Below are 19932 nucleotides of genomic sequence, written 5' to 3'. Positions count from 1 at the left end.
AACGGCGCAGCGGATGCTAATCAGGCCGAATGGCCAAGATCCTCATCGTTAATCCCAACACGACCGCGTCGATGACGAAAACCATCGGCGAGGCTGCGCGCGCGGTCGCGGCATCAGGCACCGAGATCGTCGACGTGACGTCGGCGATGGGGCCGGTCTCGATCGAGGGATTTTATGACGAGGCCTTCGCCGTTCCCGGCTTGATCCAGGCGCTGTTGAATGCAAGGGATGCCGATGCCGGCATCATCGCCTGCTTCGACGACACCGGCCTCGATGCGGCGCGATCGGTCGCACCGTTTCCAGTGGTCGGGATTTGCGAGGCCGCCTTGGTGACAGCGGGGCAACTGGCAAAACGCATCGGAATAGTGACCACGCTGCCGCGTTCGATCGTACCGCTGGAAGAGCTGGTGCGGCGTTACGGCTTTGCGGAACGCGCGCAGGTCACCGCCTGCAATGTCGCGGTGCTCGATCTCGAAAAGCCCGGCTCCGGCGCGGAAGAGAAGCTCGACGCCGAGATTGCGCGGGCGCTGGACAGGGGCGCGGAAGCCATTGTGCTCGGTTGCGCCGGGATGGCCGATCTCGCCGCAAAACTTTCGCAAAAATTCGGTGTTCCCGTCGTCGACGGCGTCGCGGCCGCGGTGAAGCAGGCCGAAGCGCTGGTCGGCCTGAAGCTCAAGACATCGCGGCGCGGTTCCTACGCGCTGCCGGGCGCCAAGGACTATACCGGCCTGCTGGCGCCGTTTGCGCCCAAGAGTTGAGAAGGCTTCAGGCCGATTGCGGCGGGCCGTAGATCTTGTCTCGCAGCCGCCGCATGCCGGCCAGCCAGCGCTCCCGGCTGGAAGCCTTGCGCAGCATGTATTCGGCGACCTGCGGGTGCGACAGAATCAAAAACCGTTCGGCCTCCATCGCCTCGATCACCATGCGTGCGACTTCGGGCGCCTGCAGCACGCCATCGACCCGCGCGGCGCTGGGACCGGGCGTCGTCATGCCTGTTTGTACCGACTGCGGGCAAAGCACCGACACGCGGATGCCGCGGTCGCCATATTGAATGGCGAGATGTTCGGCGAGCGCCACCGCGGCATTCTTGGTGACGCCGTAGGGCATCGAGTTCAGCGACGCCAACAAGCCCGCGGCAGATGCGGTGTTGAGCAGATAGCCTGATCCTCGCGCCAGCATGGCCGGCACCAGCACGCGCGCCGCGAACACGTGGCTCATGACATGGACCCGCCAGCTGACGTCCCAATCGGCATCGGACGCGCCTTCCTGTCCCTTGCGCGACAGGCCGGCGTTGGAAAAGAACACGTCGACCGGGCCGTACTTGTCTTCGGCGGCTGCGATCAGCGCCTTGACATCCTCTTCAAGGCCGACGTCGGCGGTAACAGCCAATCCGTCGATATCGCCGGCGACCGCAGCCAGCCGGTCGCGCGAGGTTTTCAAATCGGCGACGACAACGCCGCGCGCGCCGGCCTCGGCATAAGCACGCGCGACCGCTTCGCCAATGCCGCTTGCGGCGCCGGTAACGACACAGACCTTGCCTTTGACGTTCATGTTGAAGCCCTCTTTGTTCGGCGTGTTCCGCGCGTGGTGTTCAAGTCCGGTAAAGCCCCTTGTCGCACGCCTGGCGAATCGCGAGTCCCGCCATCAAATCGAGCATCGGCGTCGAAAGCCCGGCCGCCCGCGCGAATGTGGCGGGTGCGCGGACCAGCACGTCGATCTCCATGGCGCGGCCGAGCTCAAAGTCCTGCAGGATCGACGGCTTGTGGGCGGGCGCGGGGCCGGAGCGCGTGACGCGCTTGACCTCGGGGTAACAGCTCTGGGCGATGCTGTTGGCTTCATCCAGCAAACGCGGGATCACCTCGGCGAGCGCCGGCTCGTCCCGGACGCCGCGGGCGGTCTGGCCGGTGAGCAGACACAGCACCGACATCGACATGTTGGTCAGGAGCTTGGACCAGATCGCTTCTCTGATCTCGGCGACATCTGGCGATTCGACACCAGCTTCATTGAGCGCTGTGCGAAGCCGCGCGATCCGCTCGCTGTGGCGGTCGTCGCATTCGCCGATCAGGAGCCGGTTCCGATCAGGCGAGAGATTCGCGACCACACCAGGCGCGATGATCTCATTGGATGAATAGATCACGCCGCCGATGATCCGTTCCCTGGGTATCGCGGCACGCAGCTGGCTGTTCGCGTCGAGGAAGCCGAGATCGGGCGTCGGCGGATGTTTTGCGGGAAGCCCGATATCGTACCACCAGGGAATTCCGTTCTGGGCCAAAACCACGGCGGTATTATCGCGCAACAGCGGTTGCAGACCGGCGGCAAGCGCACTCACCCCCGTCGCCTTCAGCGTGCTGATGACGACATCCTGCGGACCTAGATCAGCCGGGTCGTCCGAGGCGGTCACCTTGGCTTTGAACTCGGCCTCGCCGACACGCAGCGTCAGGCCGTTGGCCCTCACGGCTTCGAGGTGCGGGCCGCGCATCACGCAGGAAACGTCGTGTCCGGCCAGCGCCAACCGCACCGCGAAATGGCTGCCGACGGCGCCCGCACCGAAAACGCATATCCGCATCGAGTTGATGTCCTGCTGAGGGGAACCGTAAGGTGCCAGTTTCCACAAGCTGGCACCGCAGCGCAACCGCCGATGCCGTTTGCATCGCAGGCATCACGGAAAGGGATAGATCAATCGCCGGTGGGTCGGCATATTGCCTGACGACAACTGCAACCAAAAAAGGACCGTCAATGTCTGCCAATCCGGTTTTGTGGGATCTCGATCAACGCGGCGTCGCGACGGTCACGCTGAATCGCCCGGAAGTGAACAACGCCTACGACGCCGGCCTCATCAATGGCGTGCTGGCGGCGATGGATGAACTGGGCAAAAAGCCCAACCTTCGCGTCGTGGTGCTGAAGGGCAACGGCAAGCATTTTCAGGCCGGTGCCGACCTGAAATGGATCAATGGCGTACGGCCGAAATCGCCTGAAGAGAACGAGGCGGTGTCGCAGGCCACATTCGAGGTGGTGCAGCGGCTCAATACGCTGCCGATCCCGACGGTGGCACTGGTGCAGGGCGGCTGTTTCGGCGGCGGCACCGGCGTGATTTCGGCTTGCGACGTGGTGATTGCCGCCGACAACGCGCTGTTCTCGATCACGGAAGTTCGCTGGGGGCTGACGGCCGCGATCATCATTCCGCAGCTCTGCGATTCCATCGGTGTCCGTCAGGTGCGCCGCTACGCGCTGACCGGCGAGCGGTTCGGCGCCGAAGACGCGCGCCGTATTGGTCTGGTGCATGAGGTGGTGCCGCTGGCGGAGCTTGAAGCGTCGGGCGCAAAGGTCGTGGAGCAATTGCTGGCCAACGGCCCCGAGGCGCTGGCCGAAACCAAGACGCTGGCGCTGGAGAGTTCATTCGGCGGCATGAGCGTCGATGACGACGCTTATGCGCGGCTGGTCAAAATGCATTCGGACCGGCGGCGGACATCGGAGGCGTCCGAAGGGCTGGCCTCGTTCGCCGAAAAGCGCGCGGCTAAATGGGCTGGTCGGATATAGACGGCAATATCGCTGCGCATTCCAAAAGGGTGCATAGCCGTTCGGCTCAACCTTGAATTTTATCGGACCGCCGTGCACACTCATTTGCGCCGGGACGCATTCGCCGTCCGAGAAGGCCGGAGGAAACAGCCATGAGAGCATCGTCCCTCTTCCTAGCGGGATTAGCCGCCGCAATCATCTCAAGCGCACCGGCGAATGCCCAGGACGCGAAGAAACCGGCTGCTGTGTCGCAGGCAGACTCCAGGACATGGAAGCAGCTCACCAACTATGTTGACTGCAAGGATTTTGCGAGGGGAAGGGGTTGGACCGACTTGGAAGGTTGGTACGGCTGCACCGCGCGCAAGTTCAAAAACTGACCGAGCCGCGTCGCCGGGGTTGCTCAACAGCCCCGGCAGATGCCGTTCACACTCCGGTACACCTCGGCATCGTCGCGCCGCATCTGCTGCAGCGATTCGATCATCCGAGCGTCCGTGCTGCGTGTGTCGATGGCGCTTGGCTCGGGCTTGCGCTTGGCCGCCAGCGCCGCTTCCTGCCGCGTGTAGCAGGCTTCGCGCTCGGGCTTGGCCTGGATAAACCGGCATTGCTCCACTTCCGCCAGCGCAGGTGCCGCGCCGAATATGAGTCCGAGCAGGAGGGAAGGGAGGATTCTCAAACCGGTCAGTCCTTTCGTCCCCACTTTCTCAATTCCGCGCGGCGGGAGCAATGTCTTCCGTCACTATTTCAACCGTTAGACACGTAGCCAAAATCGCCCGTGAAGGGCATGATGCCGGCGCTTCAGCCGGGAACCCCAAATTGCCCTCCAAAACCATCACCGAGCCTGCGCGCCAAATTCCGCTCTATGGTGAATATGACGTCGTCGTGCTGGGCGGCGGTCCGGCCGGCATCGCGGCTGCGGTCGCCGCCGCGCGCGCGGGCCGCCGTACCCTGTTGATCGAACGCTATGGCTTCCTCGGCGGCATGGGCACGGCGGCGGGCGTCACCAATTTCTGCGGACTGCATGCCAATGTCCATGGCGAGATGCATCGGGTGGTGCAGGGGATTGCGACCGAACTGCTGGATCGGATCGACCGGCTCGGCGGGCTCAACGCGCCGCATCTGATCCTGGGCAAGATCTTCGCACAGGCCTATGACACCGCGGCCTACAAGATCGCGGCCGACGATCTGCTCGCCGCCCACAAGGTGGACATTCTCTTTCATGCGCTCGGTGCCGGCGTGGTGATGCATGACGAGAGGCACATCGACGGGCTGATGGTCGAGACCAAGGCAGGCCGGCAGGCGGTGCGCGCGGGCATCTACATCGATTGCTCCGGCGACGGCGATCTCGCGGCCTGGGCCGGCGCGCCGTTCGAGGTCGGCGATAATGCCGGCAGCATGCTCTACCCATCGATGATGTTCCGTCTCAACGGCATCGACCCCGAAAGAGCCGGCAATGCCTGGCAGACCATTCCGGCGCTGATGGAAAAGGCCGAGGCCGCAGGTACGCACAAGTTTCCGCGCAAGGCCGCGATCGTCCGGCCACAGCGCCACGCCGTCGAATGGCGGGTGAACTTTACCCAGCTCGCGCGCGAGGACGGCACGGCGGTGAATGGCCTTGAGCCTGACGATATGACCCGCGGCGAGATCGAGGGGCGCCGCCAGGCGGTGCGGGCGTTCGAGTTCCTGCGCACCGTGCCTGGCTTCGAAAAATCCTACATCGTCGATCTGCCGCCGCAGCTCGGCATCCGCGAGACCCGCCGCGTTGTCGGCGGCTACATGCTCTCCGGAGAGGACGTGCTGGCCTGCGCCTCGTTCGAGGATTCCATCGGTGTCAATGGCTGGCCGATGGAATCCCATGTCGCGGGTGACGTGGTCTTCAAGTTCCCGCCGATCCCGGAATCACGTGGCTTCAACGAGCTGCCGTATCGGATGCTGGTGCCCGAGGGCATCGACAATCTGCTGATGGCCGGGCGCTGCGCCTCGATGACCCATGACGGCCAGTCGGCGGCGAGGGTTTCCGGTGCCTGCTTTGTGATGGGCGAGGCGGTTGGGATCGCTGCCGACCTGGCGCTATCAGGCAACACGATTCCACGCGACATTGCCGTTGAAAAGTTGCAACAAGCATTGCAACAACAGGGCGCTTTTATTGGCCGCGGCCAGAACGTGCCCGAAGGGCTGTAAGAGAAGTTACGGAGGAAACGGAATGACGGGATTTGCACGGCTTGCTGTGGCTGCCCTGCTGGCGATCGCGGCAAGCGGCATCGCGCGGGCCGATGATGCGCTGAAGGCCAAGATCGGCGTGCTCAGGCTGTCTTCGTCGGCGCCGGTGTTCATCGCGCAGGACAAAGGCTATTTTCGCGAGGTCGGCCTCGACATCGAACTGAAATTCTTCGACGCGGCACAGCCGATCGCGGTGGCGACCACGTCGGGCGACGTCGATTTCGGCGTCACCGCGGTCACCGCAGGGCTCTATAATCTCGCCGGCAAGGGCACGCTGAAAGTGATCGGCGGCATGAGCCGCGAGAAGGCCGGCTATCCCCTGATCGGCTACTTCGCCAGCAACAACGCCTATGCCGCCGGGCTGAAGACACCGAAGGATCTTGCGGGAAAGCGCATCGCGGTGACCCAGGTCGGTTCCAGCTTCCATTATTCGTTGGGCCTGCTCGCCGACAAATACGGCTTCAAGCTCGCGGACATCAAGGTGCTGCCGCTGCAGTCGCTGTCGAATGCCGCCGCCGCGCTGAAGGGCGAGACCGTCGATGCGGCATTGTTGCCGGTGTCCACCGCGCGCACGCTGATGGATTCCGATGGCGCCAAATTGCTCGGCTGGGTCGGCGACGAAACGCCGTGGCAGCTCGGTGCTGTGTTCGCTTCCCCGAAGACACTGACCAATACTGCGCTGGTGACGAAATTGCTGGGCGCGCTGGTCCGCGCCGACCGCGAATATCATGACGTGATCCTGGCCTCCGTGAAGGACGGCAAGGCCGCGATCAACGACAAGACAAAACCGCTGCTGGAGATCATCGCCAAGTACACCAATCTGCCGGTCGAGCAGGTGGTCGGCAATTGCGCCTATATCGATCCCGACGGCAAACTCGACGTCAAGAACGTCGCCAACCAGATCAGCTGGCTGCAGGAACAGGGTTTCGTCGACAAGGGATTTGGCGTGGATGCGATCATCGCCAAGGAATATGTGAAGGCGGATTGATTTGAGGTTACCTCTCCCGCTTGCGGGGGAGCATAGGCCGCCGTTGGCGGCCGTGCTTAGATAAGAACGCCGAAGCTGTGCTTCGGCTATGGCGCTCGCTAGAGCGCGGCGGGTGGGGGAAGGTCTATCCACTCGGCGAGCCTGCCGTGGGGAGAGACCCCCACCCCAGCCCTCCCCCGCAAGCGGGAGAGGGAGCGCAGTGGTGCAAGGATTCGAACGGGCAGCCAAATGGACCTGATCGCCGACCATATCAGCCACCGCTTCGGTACGCTGGACGTGCTCGATCAGGTCTCGTTCACCGTGCGCGCGGGCGAGGTGGTGGCGATCGTCGGGCCATCCGGCTGCGGCAAGAGCACGCTGCTGTCGATATTGGGGGGATTGCTGCGGCCGCGCGAGGGCCAGGCCGAACTGCGCGGCGCGCCGCCGGCGGGCAGCCTCAACCCGCTGACCTTCGTATTCCAGGATTTTGCGCTGCTGCCCTGGTGTACCGTGGAAGCGAATGTGGAATTTCCGCTGGTGCATACGGCGCTCGGGATAAGCGAGCGCCGCGCCGTGGTCGACGACGCGCTGCGCCGCACGGGGCTCACCGATTTTCGCGGCGCCTACCCGAAGCAATTGTCCGGCGGCATGCGCCAGCGTGTCGGCATTGCGCGGGCGCTCGCGGTGCGGCCGGCGATCCTGCTGATGGATGAGCCACTGTCGGCGCTGGATTCGCAGACCCGCGAATTGCTGATGGAGGATTTTATCCGTTTGCTCGCCGACGGTTCGATGGGCGCGGTCTACGTGACGCATAATCTCGAAGAAGCGGTGCGCCTTGCCGACCGCATCGTGGTGCTGTCGCGTCGTCCCGGCCGCGTCCGCGAGGTCGTGACCATCCCGATGACGCGCGATGAACGCGGCGACATCAATGCCCGCGGAAAACTGCTCGCGATACAAAATGATCTGTGGTCGCTGATCCGTGAGGAGGCGATCGACGCCGAGCGTGAGGTCCAGCATGCTTGACCGCGCGCCGCAGGGGACGCAGGACGAGACCAGGCCGCGGCCGGTGGCGTTTCGCGGCGCGGGCTTTACGCCGAGCGCGGGGCGTTATTCGGGCTGGATCGCGCTGGCGCTGGTGATCGGGTTCTGGCAACTCGCGGGCAGCGCCGGCTGGGTCAATGCGCTGTTCCTGCCGCCGCCCTCGGCGATCGTTGCGGCGATCTACAAGCTCGCGCTGTCGGGCGCGCTCTGGCAGCATCTGTCCTGGTCGGTGATGCGGATTGGATCGGGCTGGATCCTTGGCACGGCTGCCGGTATCATCGTCGGTTTCGGGATCGGGTTATCCACGCTGGCGCGCGGCGTCGGCATCACCTTCATCTCGGCGCTGTTTCCGATTCCCAAAATCGCGTTGCTGCCGCTGCTGATCCTGTGGCTCGGGATCGGCGAGGAGCCGAAGATCGCGACCATCGCGCTCGGCGTGTTTTTCTCCACCGCCATCTCGGTCTATAGCGGCGTCGATGCGGTGCCGCGCAATCTGATCCGGATGGCGCAGAGTTTTAATGTGCCGTTCCACCTGATCGTGCGCCGCGTGATCTGGCCGGGCGCGCTGCCCTCGATCCTCGCCGGTTTTCGCATCACGGCGTCGGTCGCGCTGCTGCTGGTGGTGAGCGCGGAAATGATCGGCGCCCAATACGGCATCGGCGCCTTCGTGCTGCAGGCCGGCAATCTGATGCAAACCGATCAGCTGCTGGCCGCCGTTGTGATCTTGTCGGTGTTCGGGCTGGTGGTGGGGAAGGGAATTAATTTGCTGGAAGCGAGACTGCTGCACTGGCGGTAGGTGTCGTCCCTTGCGAGGCAGGTCGTTGCTCCAAAGTAGTCTCGTCGTCCCGGCCTTGAGCCGGGACCCATACCGCGTGATCTCTCGAAAAAGCAAGGTGGCTGAGACCTTCCGCAAAACGAAGGCCGGTGGCTATGGGTCCTGGCTCAAGGCCGGGACGACATAGTCACGCATTCCCGCGGTCTTCGCGGAAAAGATCCAGCTTCTGCTGCACCGGACGATCGGAGAAGCTGAACAGCACGGAATCGACGTCGGCCTCGTGGGTGACCCACTGCCAGCTAGGCACCACGAACAGATCGCGCGCGCCCCATTCAAACGTCTGGTCGCCGACCCGCGTGCGGCCCTTGCCCTCGATCGCCGCGAACACGGTCGCGTCGGTGGAGCGATAGCGCGCCGTTTTAAAACCCTTCGGCAGCATCTGGATGAAGGTGCCGATGGTCGGCATCGCGAATTCGCCGGTTTCGGGGTTGGAGAATTTCAGCTTCAGCCCGTGGCAGGCGTCCCATTCGTTGCGGATCTTGGCCTGCTCCAGCGCCTCGCGGGTGTAGCTGTAGGGATAGTTGAAGATCGGTGAGGTCTTCGACTTTCGCTTCTCGTCGACGGGGAGGAGGTTGCGCCCGTAGCGGGCAAAGCTGTCGCCGGAGGGGCGGGTGATCTTCTGCTGGTCCTCGTTCGAGCCTTCGGCAAAGGACGCATCGAAGAACTGCACCATCGGAATGTCGAGTCCGTCGAGCCAGAACATCGGCTCGGAGGTTTCGTTGGAATGATCATGCCAGGTCATCGACGGCGTGATGACGAAATCGCCGGGCTCCATCAGCGTCTTCTCGCCGTCGACCGCGGTTGCCGCCCCCTTGCCTTCGAGCACGAAACGAAGCGCCGACTGGCTGTGGCGGTGCGCCGGTGCGACGTCGCCGGGGACCACCATCTGCACGCCGGCAAACAGCGAGGTCGTGATCTTCGACTGGCCGCGCAGGCCCGGATTTTCCAAGACCAGCACCCGCCGCTCAGCTTCCTTGGCGGTGATCAGTTTGCCGGCCTCGGTCATGTAGTCGCGGATCTGGTCGAACTTCCACAGATGCGGCCGGCAGGCGCTGCGTGGTTCGGGCGTGATCAGATCGCCCATCACATTCCAGAGTGCGGAGAGGTTCTCGCCATCGATCTTCTTGTAGAACGCCTCGCGTTCCGGGGTCTTCTGCACGGCTTCCATGGATAGCCTCCCGTTAGTCTTGTTCGTCCGGTTCTTGTCATCTCGCTTGATTGACAGCATACTTACAATATGGATAGCGTCAATGCGGCCTTCGGGCCCACATGACAAAATGACGGGAGGTTCCGATGAAGCTGCATGGCTACTTCCGCAGCAGCGCGTCCTACCGGGTCAGGATCGCGCTCAATCTCAAGGGCCTGAGCACTGAGCACCTGCCGCATCACCTTCGCAACGGCGAACAACGCGCGCCCACCTATCTCGCGATCAATCCGCAAGGACTGGTCCCGACCCTGGAAGATGACGCCGGCACCGTGCTGACCCAGTCGCTCGCCATCATCGAATGGCTCGACGAGACCCATCCCACGCCACCGCTGCTGCCAAAGGATCCGCTGCGCCGCGCCAAAGTGCGCGCCTTTGCGCAGGCGCTGGCCTGCGACACCCACCCGGTTCAAAATCTCAAAGTGCTTGCCCGCCTGCGCCAGCTCGGCCTGGCGGAAGAGAAAGTGACGGAGTGGGCGGCGTGGGCCAACCGCGAGGGGCTTTCGGCCTGCGAAACGCTGATAGCGGGCGAGCCCGGGCCGTTCTGCTTTGGATCTGCGCCGACGCTCGCCGATCTCTGCCTGGTGCCGCAGCTTGCCAATGCGCGGCGCTTCGGCGTCGACGTCGCGGCCTATCCGCGCCTGCTCCAGGCCGAAGCCGCGGCAAAGGAAATCAAGGCGTTCGCCGACGCCGCACCGGACAAGCAGCCCGATGCCGAGTAAGCCCACGCCCATCACCATGGACGCCGTCTACGCGGCGCCCGGCTATTTGTTCCGGCGGATGCAGCAGATCGCGGTCGCGATCTTTGTCGAGGAATGCAAAGCCTTCGACCTGACGCCGGTGCAATATGCCGCGCTGGTTTCGATCCACACCCATCCCGGCATCGACGCGACGCGGCTCTCGGCGGTGATCGCGTTCGACCGCTCGACGCTCGGCAACGTGATCGAGCGGCTGGAATCCAAGGCCCTGGTCGAGCGCAAGCCCGGGCGAGAAGACAAGAGGGTAAAACTGCTTTATCTGACCAGGGCGGGCGCGGCCACGCTGCGCGAGATCATGCCGTCGGTCGAGCGCGCGCAGGCGCGGATGCTGCAGCCGCTGAAGGCCGCCGACCGCAAGGTCTTGCTGACGCTGATGACACAGCTCGTCGATCTCAACAACGAGGCCTCGCGGGTGCCGCTGCGCGCCGAGGACGCGCTCGAGCACCTGGGCAAGTCGGGTTGAGGGAGCGTCAGGCCGACGGCGCATCGTCCTGCGGCTCGAAACCCGGGTAAATCTTGAACCGGGGCAGCACGTCGGCGATATCGTACCACGGCGCCTTCGAAGCCACGAAGACATGCCGCTCGGGCCGCGTGTGCGGGTCACCATCGACGGTGCCGAGGGTGACGACCGTGGACTCTGGATGGTCGAGGCGCCGGATGAACAGCTGCGAACCGCATTTTGAGCAGAAGCACTTTTCGCGGTTAGGCGACGATTGGTATTTTGAGATGAACTCTGCACCGGACGTCAGGATCAGTGCTTCCGTCGGAACCAGCGCGTTGGTGGAGAACGCCGCACCGTGCGCCTTGCGACACATCGAACAATGGCAATGTTCGGCGATTCCGAGTTGCGCGCGGATCTCATAACGAACCGAACCGCAGAGACAACCGCCGTGGAGCGGGGTGTTTTCCATGGGGTTTAGCCTTTTCAACCTCGTCGTCCCGGACAAGCGAAGCGCGATCCGGGACCCATAACCACCAGTGTCTGTGCTGCGCGAAAGTCGTCCGGCACCTTTTTTGAACGATAGGCCGCGGCGTATGGGTCCCCGCGTTCGCGGGGACGACACTGAGGGTGTTGCTACATCCTCAACAGCGCTTGCCGGTCGATCTTGCCCGTACCGGTCTTCGGCAACTCCTCGATGAATCGCACCTCGCGCGGATATTTGTAAGGCAACAGCTTTGCCTTGACGAAATCCTGCAGCCGCTTCGTTGCATCGCTGGCATCGAATCCGCTGCGATTCATCACCACCACCGCCTTCAGCGTCATACGCCGGTCCGGCAGCTCGGCGGCGAAGACGGCGCATTCCCGCACGTCGGGGTGTTCGGCAAGGCACAGTTCGACTTCGAGCGGATAGACCCATTGGCCGGAAATCTTGATCAGGTCGTCGGCGCGGCCGCGAAAAAAATGAAAGCCGTCGGCATCGCGGACAAAGCGGTCGCCGGTGTAGATCCAGCCGCCTTCGCGGATCGTCTCCGCTGATTTGTCCGGCCGGTTCCAGTACAGCGGCGTGTTGGAATCGCCGCGCACCCACATGATCCCTTCCTCGTCGTCATCGACGTCGCGACCGTCCTTGTCCCTGAGCGCGATTTCATAACCGGGGACGCGCAGCCCTGCCGCACCGAGCTTCTTGTGATAGGGCCGGTTGGAAAGGTAGATGTGCAGTGCCTCGGTCGAACCCAGGCCTTCAATGATCTCAAGGCCGGTCAGCGCCTTCCAGCCGTTGAACACTTCACCCGACAGCACCTCGGCGGCGGACAGCGCCATCCGCAACGACGAAAAGTCCGCGGCCGCTGCGCCCTCGGCCTTGGTCAATGACGTATAAAGCGTCGGCAATCCGAAAAACACGCTCGGACGGTAGCGGCCGATCGCCTCGAAGATCGCGGCGGGCTTCGGCTGGCCGGGCAGCAACAGCGTGGCGGCGCCGACCGAGAAGGGGAAGGTGATGGAATTGCCGAAGCCATAGGCGAAGAAGATCTTGGGCACCGAGAAGCAGATGTCGTCGGGTCCGAGCTTGAGCACGTTGCGCGCAAACGCAGCTTCGCTGTAGGCCATGTCGTGCTGCAGATGCACGATGCCCTTGGGGCGTCCGGTCGAGCCCGACGAGTACATCCAGAACGCCATCTCGTTGCGGTGCGTATCAGCCTCCGCGAGTTCGGTGGGCAAGGCCTTCAGCCAAGTATCGGCAGCAAGCGTCTTCGGAACGGCGTGTTCGCCGGCGGTGCCGTTGACCACGACCAGCGTGTGCAGCGGCGTGTCCTTGCAGGCGACAGCGTCGAATCTGGAAGTGAACTCGGCATCGGTGACCGCGACGGCGGCACCGGCGTCCGAGAGATAGAATTGCAGCAGGTCCGGCGGCGTCAGGGTGTTGATCAACAGCGGCACGAAGCCGGAGCGTACCGCGCCGAAGAATGCGGCCGGGTAAGCCGGCGTATCGTCGAGGAACATCAGGATGCGGTCGCCGCGCTTCAGCCCCAGCGACTGGAAGCCGTGGCCCCATTGCGAGGCCTCGCGGCACAGCTCGGCATAGCTGCGCGTGCCGGCAGGTCCGGTCAGGGCCAGGCGTTCGCCGCGGCCGTGCACGAGATTGTCGAACAGGATGCGGCTGGCGTTGTAGCGCTCCGGGATCGCAAAGCCGATTTCGCGCGCGCCGGGATTTTCCAGAGGTACCTGATCGTCGATCATCATGACCGGCTCCCGCTGTTCTTTGCTGCCTCGTAACGCGCCATGAAGGCCGGCGACATCGCGCGCAGGCGCGCATCGTCGATCCGTCCGGAGCGGGTGATGTAGCTGTAGGCAAAATCCATCAGATCGAGCTTCATGTGTTCGGGGAAATGTTCGTACCAGTCGGCGCTGGTGCGCGCCGCCGTCACCAGTTTCTTCACGATCGGCTTGCGTTCGCTCTGGTAACGGGCAAGGCCCGCGGGAATGTCCGCTTCCGCCTCCAGCGCCTTGGTCAGCGCGATGGCGTCCTCGATCGCGAGCCTTGTTCCCGAGCCGATCGAGAAGTGCGCCGAGTGCAGGGCGTCGCCGATCAGCGCCATGTTGCCGTGCGACCAGTTCTCGTTCCATATCCAGGGGAAATTCCGCCACACCGATTTGTTCGACACCAGCGAATGGCCGTCGAGCGTGTCGGCAAATATTTCTTCACAGATCGCCTGCGATTGTTCGATGGTCTTGTGCTCGAAGCCGTAGGCCTGCCAGGTCGCTGCGTCGCATTCGACCAGGAAGGTGCTCATGGCAGGCGCATAGCGGTAGTGATGCGCGTTGAACGACCCGAGGTCGGTTTTGACGAAGGTCTGCGACAGCGTGGCGAAACGTTTGCTGGTGCCGTACCATGCGAATTTGTTGGTCGAATGCGAGACCGAGGCGCCGAATTCCTTCTCGAAGCCGCGGCGCACCAGCGAGTTCAATCCGTCGGCGGCGACGATCAGGTCATAGCCTTTGAGTTCATCCAGCGACTGGATGATGGTGTCGTAGCGCGGCGTGATGCCGGCGGCGCGCACGCGCTGCTGCAAAATGGTCAGCAATTCGAGCCGGCCGATCGAGGAAAAGCCGACGCCGTCGATCTCGACGCTCTCGCCCCGCAAATTGAGCGTGATGTTCTTCCAGCTTTCCATCCGCGGCGTAATCGCATCGACCGTCTCGGGGTCGTCGGCGCGCAGGAATTCCAGCGCCTGTTCGGAGAACACGACGCCAAAACCCCAGGTCGCGCCTTCGGGGTTCTGCTCGAACAGGTCGATCTCTGCGTCCGGATGACGCCGCTTCCAGAGATAGGCGAAGTAGAGACCGCCGGGGCCTCCGCCGATGACGGCGATACGCACGGGTTCCCCTCCCTAATTGACAGTATACTTACTAGTTGGAGCCACCCTAAACCGGACCGGGGAATGGCGCTACCAAAAATTTTGCCGGAATTGGTCCGGGTCAACCCTGTCCGTGGGGCCGCCCGGAACTAGTTCTGCTTCGCCGGCCCTTCCGCCAGCATCTGCCGGCGGCGATAGATCGAATCTTCCAGCCGATGCGCCATTGAAACCAGCGTCGAGATATCCTGCGCGTTCTCGCTTTTGATCGCGCTCGCCATCTCGGCATCCAGTGCCTGGTCGACCTGGTTTTCGATCTCGGTCAGTTCGGCCTCGCTCTTCACTTCCCTGATCCGCCGCGGCAAGGCGAACAGGCTGCGCAACGTCGTCTCGGCCGGTTCCTGCCGGCCGCCAAGAAACCGCCATGCGGTTGCGAAGATCGAGGCCAGTGCGCCCAGCACCATCGGCGTCAGGTAAATCCAGTTGCCGTACTTATCCATGAAGCTTTGCTGGGTCCCGTTATAGTAGGCCGCGGCCCCCGGATGGACCGGGATATAGGCGCCGGGATCGGTATCGGGCGCCGTCAGCCCGGCCAGCAGCGGCTGGTCGCGCACGAGATCGTTGCGGGCAGTGACCAGCGCCTGGGTCAGCGTCGTGATCGTGTCCGGGTCGATCTTCTTGTTGGCGACCAGATACGTCGCGACGCGCAGCGTGGTCAGGTCGGCATCCGGTACCGGCGGGCTGCCGCGCAGCGTGCCTTGCGGAATATCGAAGCTCTCATAGGCGCCTTCGACATCGGCGATGGCGCCGGCCGATTCAACCGGGATCAGGGTGGGGAAGGAATTATGCCCGCCCCGGAAGAAGCGCCTCACCAGCGAGAGGTACTTTTCGCTGAGCGGGACGACCAGCACGAACGCGCTCGCCGCTTTCGACTGGATCGCGCCGGGCGTATCCGCCGGCGCCATGTTCCTGAAGATCACCCTGTCGCCGAGGTCATATTCCTTTTTCAGGGCCTCGACGATCTTCTGGTTGATCTCGCCACCGACGACGCCGACGGTGTGGCCCTTCATCTTCTCGATGCTGGTCACCTGCGATCCCGGCAGGGCCAGGATCATCAGGACCGATTTGGTGACCAGCGCCACGCTCCGCGCCAGCGAGAGATCGCCGACATCGGCGCGCACGATGGCAAGGTCGGTTTTTCCCTCGGCAAAGATTTTTGCGGAATCGAGTACGTCCTCGGTCGGAACGATCTTCAAACGGACCGCGGATTTGGTGGCTTCCAGCCGGGCGGCGATGACCGACGCGACCTTGGCCGCTTCGCCGTCGAACGACCCCACGGCGACGCTCAGCACCGTCGGTCTGTCGTAAAAGCGATAGGCGATGAGGCCGGCACCGAGGACGATGCCGGCAACGCCCGCCAGCAGGAGCACCCGGGCCCAGACTGGCAATGCGATTGAAAAATTACTCATTCCGGATTCATGGCCATCGAATGCTTCGAAGCCGTCGATGCTGGCACATCAATTGCGATCCGGCAAAAGCAAAACAGGAATCGGCAAAGCTCGGCCGCTGCGCCGCCAATGACGGCAGGCAGCGGCCGGCAGGTGCAGGTGTCTTCAGTTCTGGGCCGGATCAACTTCGATCAGGTGCAGCGGCGAACCTTGACGCCGTTCACGATCACGGTGCGGCACACGACCGCCGGCTTCGGCTTTTTGACGACGACCGCGCCTCGAGGTCCCGCACAGCCGGCGCGAACGACGCCGTCGGCGCAGACAGCCGCGTTGGCATCGGTCGACTCGAAGGTCATGGCGGTGCCAATGGCGAGCAGGGCGGCGGCAATGAGCAGAAATGAACGCATGTTTCTCTCCCGGACTTATCTTGGTGTTCAGGTTTCTTCTGGAAGGTGCTGCGGATACGTCTCAGACCGCGCGTCTATTTCTTCTCCGCCGCCTGCAACACTTTCTTGCAAGCAGGTGTCAGCTTGTCGCTCTCCTTGGCGAGACAGGCGATGATCCGCCCGCCGCCCGGCGTGACGCTTTTGCAATACTTCTCGTAATCGCCCATGCAGGCGTCGCGCTGTGCGGCAGTCATCTCCTGCGCGAACGCTTGCGACGCACACAACAGGGTGGCTGCAGTCAGGATGGCACGTAACATCTGTTTTTCCTCCTCGTTGATGATTGTTGTTCTCAAAAGGTCAGGCAGGGCGCCCGCTTGCTTCTCGATCTCGCCGTATTGAAGCTCCCTTTTCTTGTTGCGAGATCAGGAGAACCCATGGCGGAGATCAGAGCCGAATGGCTTTCATTCTGTGCCGATCATCTCGAGCCGGCTTCCAAGGAAATATTTCCGCACGTCGAAAATTGATCATCGGGACGTTGATCGTATCGGCAGGGCAAAGGTCAACTGGCACGTCGCGTATCAGATCGCGATGACGATTTGTTATGTCGCCCTGTCGGTACGGTTGGTTCAATTGATCCTGGCGTTTCGCGTCGAGTAGCTGGCCGCAACCCTGCATGGAATGGCGGGATGAGTATCATTTGGGCGTGAAGTTGTCATCCGGAGTGCCGTACCGCAGGCTAATTCCGAGGCAGGCGATGACAAAATAAGGAGCAGCGCGGGGCATTGCCTGATCGTTGTGCATCGGGCAGGGTCCCGCACTGCGAAGGGGATCCGAAGACATCGGCCGAACGGACGGCGATGTCGCGATGCACAGGGGACATAGGATGTTGTCTAGGAAATCGATGATTGCCGCGGCTTTCGCGGTCGCCACCGCCGCGCTGACCACGCCGGCCCATGCCGACGCGCTGGACTCGATCATGGCGGCCAAGGTCATCAAGGTTGCAGTGCCGCAGGATTTTGCGCCGTTCGGCTCCGCCGGGCTCGATCTCAAGCCGCAGGGCTACGACATCGACATGGCCAACCTGATAGGCAAGGCGCTCGGGGTGAAGGTCGAGATCATCGCCGTCACCAGCGCCAACCGGATTCCCTATCTGCAGACCAAGAAGGCCGACATCGTCATTTCCAGCCTCGGCAAGAATGCCGAGCGCGAGAAGGTGATCGACTTCTCCGTCGCCTATGCGCCGTTCTTCTCCGGCGTGTTCGGTACCAAGGAAATCAAGGTCGCATCGGCCGATGAGCTCAAGGGCAAGACGATCGGAGCCACCCGCGGCGCCATCGAGGAGCAGGAACTGACGAAGCTCGCGCCGGCTGACACTACCATCAAGCGTTTCGAGGATAACAACGCCACCATTGCCGCCTTCGTATCCGGGCAGGTCGACCTGATCGCGACCGGCAATACGGTCGCCGCCGCTATCGCCGAGAAGGTTCCGGCCCGGGCGCCCGCGCTCAAATTCGTGATCAAGGACAGCCCGTGCTTCATCGGGCTCAACAAGGAAGAGCCGAAGCTGCTGGCCAAGCTCAACGAGATCATCGCGCAGGCCAAGACGTCCGGCGACATCGCCAAACTGTCCGAGAAGTGGCTGAAGGCACCCTTGCCGCCGGGCTTTTGACCTGGTCGCGGGGGCCAACCCGTCATGAACTACAAGCTCCAATTCGGCGAATTGCTGCCCCACTGGGATGTGCTGCTGTGGGGGTTGCTGTTCACCGTCGTACTGACGGTCGTATCGACCGTCGCCGGTATCGCCGTCGGCACCGCCGGCGCATCGGCGCGCACCTTCGGCCCGAAATGGCTCGGCAGCCTGGTCGCCGGCTATGTCGAGGTGATCCGCAACACGCCGTTCATCGTTCAGTTGTTTTTTATCTTCTTCGGCCTGCCGGCTGCCGGGCTGAAGCTCAGCGAATCGACCGCGGCATTCCTCGCCATGACCATCAATCTCGGCGCCTATTCGACCGAGATCATCCGCGCCGGCATCGAGGCGGTGCCGAAAGGCCATATCGAGGCCGGTATCAGCCTTGCCATGACCAAATGGGAAGTGCTGCGCCACATCGTCCTCAAGCAGGCGTTTGAGAAAATCTATCCGGCGCTGTCGTCGCAGATCATCATCGTCATGCTGGGCTCGGCCGTGGTGTCGCAGATCTCGGCGCAGGACCTGACCTACGCCGCCAACCTGATCGCCTCGCGCAATTTCCGCAACTTCGAGGTCTATCTGCTGGTGGCTTTGGCCTATCTTTTGCTCGCCATGCTGACGCGTTCGCTGCTGCGCGGCCTTGGCCGCATCCTGTTCAAGGCGAAGTGAGCCATGTTGCAGTTCAGCCTCTGGGACATCCTGTCGAACCTCTTGATCGCCACGCAGTGGACCATCGTGCTGTCGCTGATCGCCTTTGTCTGCGGCGGCGTTGTCGGGCTGATCCTGCTGTTCATGCGGACCTCCAGGATCCCGGCGCTGGAATGGTCCACCAAGATCTACATCGAGCTGTTCCAGGGCACGCCGCTCCTGATGCAGCTGTTTCTGTTCTTCTTCGGCATCGCGCTGTTCGGCGTCGAGGTGAGCCCGTGGATGGCCGCGACCCTGGCGCTGACGTTCTGGACCAGCGCCTTTCTCGCCGAGATCTGGCGTGGCTGCGTCGAGTCGATTCCGAAGGGCCAGTGGGAAGCCTCCTCCAGCCTCGCCATGAGCTACATCGAGCAGATGCGTTACGTCATCCTGCCGCAGGCCTCGCGGATCGCGGTTGCGCCGACCGTCGGTTTCTCGGTGCAGGTGGTCAAAGGCACCGCGCTGGCCTCGATCATCGGCTTCGTCGAGCTGACCAAGGCCGGCACCATGCTCAACAACGCGACGTTCCGCCCCTTCGTGGTCTATTCGCTGGTCGCGCTGATCTATTTCTGCCTGTGTTTCCCGCTGTCCTGGTGGGCGAAAAAAATCGAGAGCCGCCTCAATGTCGCTCGTTAGCATTCGTGACGTCAGAAAGAGTTTTGGTCCGAACGAGGTGCTGAAGGGCGTCTCGCTCGAGGTCGCCAAGGGCGATGTGGTCGCCATCATCGGCCGCTCCGGATCGGGCAAGAGCACGCTGCTCCGCTGCATCAACGGCCTGGAGACCTATCAGTCCGGCGCGATCATCGCCGACAGCATCGAGGTCGGCGGCTCCACCACCAATCTGCGCGAACTGCGCCGCCATGTCGGCATGGTGTTCCAGCAGTTCAACCTGTTTCTGCACCTGACTGCCGCCGAGAACGTGATGCTGGCGCCGACCGTCGTCAACAAGGTGTCGGCCAAGGAGGCGCGCGCCACCGCGGCCGAGGTGCTGGCAAAGGTCGGGCTGTCCGAGAAGATGGATGCCTATCCGAACCAGCTCTCCGGCGGCCAGCAGCAGCGCGTCGCGATCGCGCGTTCGCTGGCGATGCGGCCGAAAGTATTGCTGTGCGATGAAATCACCTCGGCGCTCGACCCGGAACTGGTCAACGAGGTGCTGCGCGTGGTCGAGCAGTTGGCGCGCGAAGGCATGACGCTGATTCTGGTCACGCACGAAATGCGTTTCGCCCGTGACGTCGGCACCAAGCTCGTCTTCATGCACCACGGCAGGGTGCATGAAGAGGGCATTCCGAAAGAGGTCTTTGCCGCGCCGCGGACGCCGGAACTGCAGCAGTTCGTCGGGACCGTCTCGCACGCATAGTCCGATCGCGCCGTTTTCACGGCGCGAACCGGGTAGC

The 19932-nt window shown here is 63.1% G+C and carries 22 protein-coding genes; 12 read left to right on the top strand and 10 right to left on the bottom strand.

Going from position 1 to position 19932, the window contains the following annotated elements; genetic code table 11:
- Positions 1-29: 29 nt before the first annotated feature.
- Positions 30-758 carry an aspartate/glutamate racemase family protein gene (locus JQ600_RS18715; RefSeq protein ID WP_212265727.1) on the top strand — a complete coding sequence of 243 codons (729 nt, stop codon included), beginning with the start codon at positions 30-32 and terminating at the stop codon, positions 756-758.
- A 7-nt stretch (positions 759-765) separates the two neighbouring features.
- On the opposite strand, the gene JQ600_RS18710 is transcribed toward JQ600_RS18715, so the two are convergent.
- Entirely contained in the window at positions 766-1548 is a 783-nt protein-coding gene (locus tag JQ600_RS18710) for an SDR family oxidoreductase (RefSeq protein ID WP_212386592.1), read from the bottom strand.
- Positions 1549-1588: 40 nt separating this feature from the next.
- The gene (locus tag JQ600_RS18705; RefSeq protein WP_212386593.1) at positions 1589-2563 is read right to left on the bottom strand and encodes a ketopantoate reductase family protein; all 975 of its coding nucleotides are present in this window, start codon (positions 2561-2563) and stop codon (positions 1589-1591) included.
- A gap of 170 nt (positions 2564-2733) precedes the next feature.
- Here JQ600_RS18705 and JQ600_RS18700 point away from each other — a divergent pair, with 170 nt between their 5' ends.
- Entirely contained in the window at positions 2734-3534 is an 801-nt protein-coding gene (locus JQ600_RS18700; protein ID WP_212265730.1) for an enoyl-CoA hydratase-related protein, read from the top strand.
- Between the two features lie 379 nt (positions 3535-3913).
- On the opposite strand, the gene JQ600_RS18695 is transcribed toward JQ600_RS18700, so the two are convergent.
- Positions 3914-4210: a hypothetical protein gene (locus tag JQ600_RS18695; RefSeq protein WP_312010902.1), complete on the bottom strand. Its 297-nt coding sequence runs from the start codon at positions 4208-4210 to the stop codon at positions 3914-3916.
- 116 nt (positions 4211-4326) lie between these two features.
- Between JQ600_RS18695 and JQ600_RS18690 the strand changes: the two genes are divergently transcribed.
- From JQ600_RS18690 to JQ600_RS18675, 4 genes are all read left to right on the top strand, one after another.
- Complete coding sequence (locus tag JQ600_RS18690) at positions 4327-5691, top strand: FAD-dependent oxidoreductase (RefSeq protein ID WP_212265731.1); 1365 nt, start codon at positions 4327-4329, stop codon at positions 5689-5691.
- A gap of 22 nt (positions 5692-5713) precedes the next feature.
- Positions 5714-6718: an ABC transporter substrate-binding protein gene (locus JQ600_RS18685; protein ID WP_212386595.1), complete on the top strand. Its 1005-nt coding sequence runs from the start codon at positions 5714-5716 to the stop codon at positions 6716-6718.
- A 228-nt stretch (positions 6719-6946) separates the two neighbouring features.
- The gene (locus JQ600_RS18680; protein WP_212490026.1) at positions 6947-7720 is read left to right on the top strand and encodes an ABC transporter ATP-binding protein; all 774 of its coding nucleotides are present in this window, start codon (positions 6947-6949) and stop codon (positions 7718-7720) included.
- Positions 7713-8534 carry an ABC transporter permease gene (locus tag JQ600_RS18675; protein WP_212490025.1) on the top strand — a complete coding sequence of 274 codons (822 nt, stop codon included), beginning with the start codon at positions 7713-7715 and terminating at the stop codon, positions 8532-8534. Before JQ600_RS18680 ends, JQ600_RS18675 begins: the two co-directional genes overlap by 8 nt.
- 166 nt (positions 8535-8700) lie before the next feature.
- Here JQ600_RS18675 and gtdA read toward each other — a convergent pair whose 3' ends face one another.
- A complete protein-coding gene (gtdA, locus tag JQ600_RS18670) occupies positions 8701-9741 on the bottom strand; it encodes a gentisate 1,2-dioxygenase (protein ID WP_212209720.1) in 1041 nt (346 codons plus the stop codon).
- A 125-nt stretch (positions 9742-9866) separates the two neighbouring features.
- Here gtdA and maiA point away from each other — a divergent pair, with 125 nt between their 5' ends.
- Complete coding sequence (gene maiA, locus JQ600_RS18665; protein ID WP_212265736.1) at positions 9867-10499, top strand: maleylacetoacetate isomerase; 633 nt, start codon at positions 9867-9869, stop codon at positions 10497-10499.
- Complete coding sequence (locus JQ600_RS18660; protein ID WP_212265737.1) at positions 10489-10998, top strand: MarR family winged helix-turn-helix transcriptional regulator; 510 nt, start codon at positions 10489-10491, stop codon at positions 10996-10998. Before maiA ends, JQ600_RS18660 begins: the two co-directional genes overlap by 11 nt.
- A 7-nt stretch (positions 10999-11005) precedes the next feature.
- Here the strand turns inward: JQ600_RS18660 and JQ600_RS18655 are convergent, their stop codons facing one another.
- The 6 genes from JQ600_RS18655 to JQ600_RS18630 form a co-directional block, all read right to left on the bottom strand.
- Positions 11006-11446 (bottom strand): GFA family protein, encoded by a 441-nt coding sequence (locus JQ600_RS18655; RefSeq protein WP_212490024.1) that lies wholly within the window; start codon positions 11444-11446, stop codon positions 11006-11008.
- A gap of 164 nt (positions 11447-11610) precedes the next feature.
- Positions 11611-13218 carry a benzoate-CoA ligase family protein gene (locus JQ600_RS18650; protein WP_212386600.1) on the bottom strand — a complete coding sequence of 536 codons (1608 nt, stop codon included), beginning with the start codon at positions 13216-13218 and terminating at the stop codon, positions 11611-11613.
- Complete coding sequence (locus JQ600_RS18645) at positions 13215-14354, bottom strand: FAD-dependent monooxygenase (protein WP_212386601.1); 1140 nt, start codon at positions 14352-14354, stop codon at positions 13215-13217. Before JQ600_RS18645 ends, JQ600_RS18650 begins: the two co-directional genes overlap by 4 nt.
- 128 nt (positions 14355-14482) lie before the next feature.
- Complete coding sequence (locus tag JQ600_RS18640) at positions 14483-15799, bottom strand: TAXI family TRAP transporter solute-binding subunit (RefSeq protein WP_212386602.1); 1317 nt, start codon at positions 15797-15799, stop codon at positions 14483-14485.
- 170 nt (positions 15800-15969) lie between these two features.
- A complete protein-coding gene (locus tag JQ600_RS18635; protein WP_192739279.1) occupies positions 15970-16185 on the bottom strand; it encodes a hypothetical protein in 216 nt (71 codons plus the stop codon).
- A 74-nt stretch (positions 16186-16259) separates the two neighbouring features.
- Positions 16260-16481, bottom strand: coding sequence for a cysteine rich repeat-containing protein (locus JQ600_RS18630; RefSeq protein WP_192739307.1), 222 nt, complete (start codon positions 16479-16481; stop codon positions 16260-16262).
- A 566-nt stretch (positions 16482-17047) separates the two neighbouring features.
- On the opposite strand from JQ600_RS18630, the gene JQ600_RS18620 reads away from it, so the two are divergent.
- From JQ600_RS18620 to JQ600_RS18605, 4 genes are read left to right on the top strand one after another with little or no spacing between them, the layout of a single operon-like run.
- Entirely contained in the window at positions 17048-17833 is a 786-nt protein-coding gene (locus JQ600_RS18620; protein ID WP_212386603.1) for a transporter substrate-binding domain-containing protein, read from the top strand.
- Positions 17834-17857: 24 nt separating this feature from the next.
- On the top strand, positions 17858-18520 hold the full coding sequence (locus JQ600_RS18615) for an amino acid ABC transporter permease (protein WP_211998316.1): 663 nt from the start codon (positions 17858-17860) through the stop codon (positions 18518-18520).
- Between the two features lie 3 nt (positions 18521-18523).
- Positions 18524-19174, top strand: coding sequence for an amino acid ABC transporter permease (locus tag JQ600_RS18610; protein ID WP_212265745.1), 651 nt, complete (start codon positions 18524-18526; stop codon positions 19172-19174).
- Positions 19161-19895: an amino acid ABC transporter ATP-binding protein gene (locus JQ600_RS18605; RefSeq protein WP_212386604.1), complete on the top strand. Its 735-nt coding sequence runs from the start codon at positions 19161-19163 to the stop codon at positions 19893-19895. Before JQ600_RS18610 ends, JQ600_RS18605 begins: the two co-directional genes overlap by 14 nt.
- Positions 19896-19932: the final 37 nt, after the last annotated feature.

Origin of the sequence: Bradyrhizobium sp. AUGA SZCCT0176, from assembly GCF_018130145.1 — a bacterium.
Lineage (GTDB): Bacteria > Pseudomonadota > Alphaproteobacteria > Rhizobiales > Xanthobacteraceae > Bradyrhizobium.
Note: the sequence above shows the minus strand (reverse complement) of the source record. Positions and strands in the feature narration are given on the sequence as shown.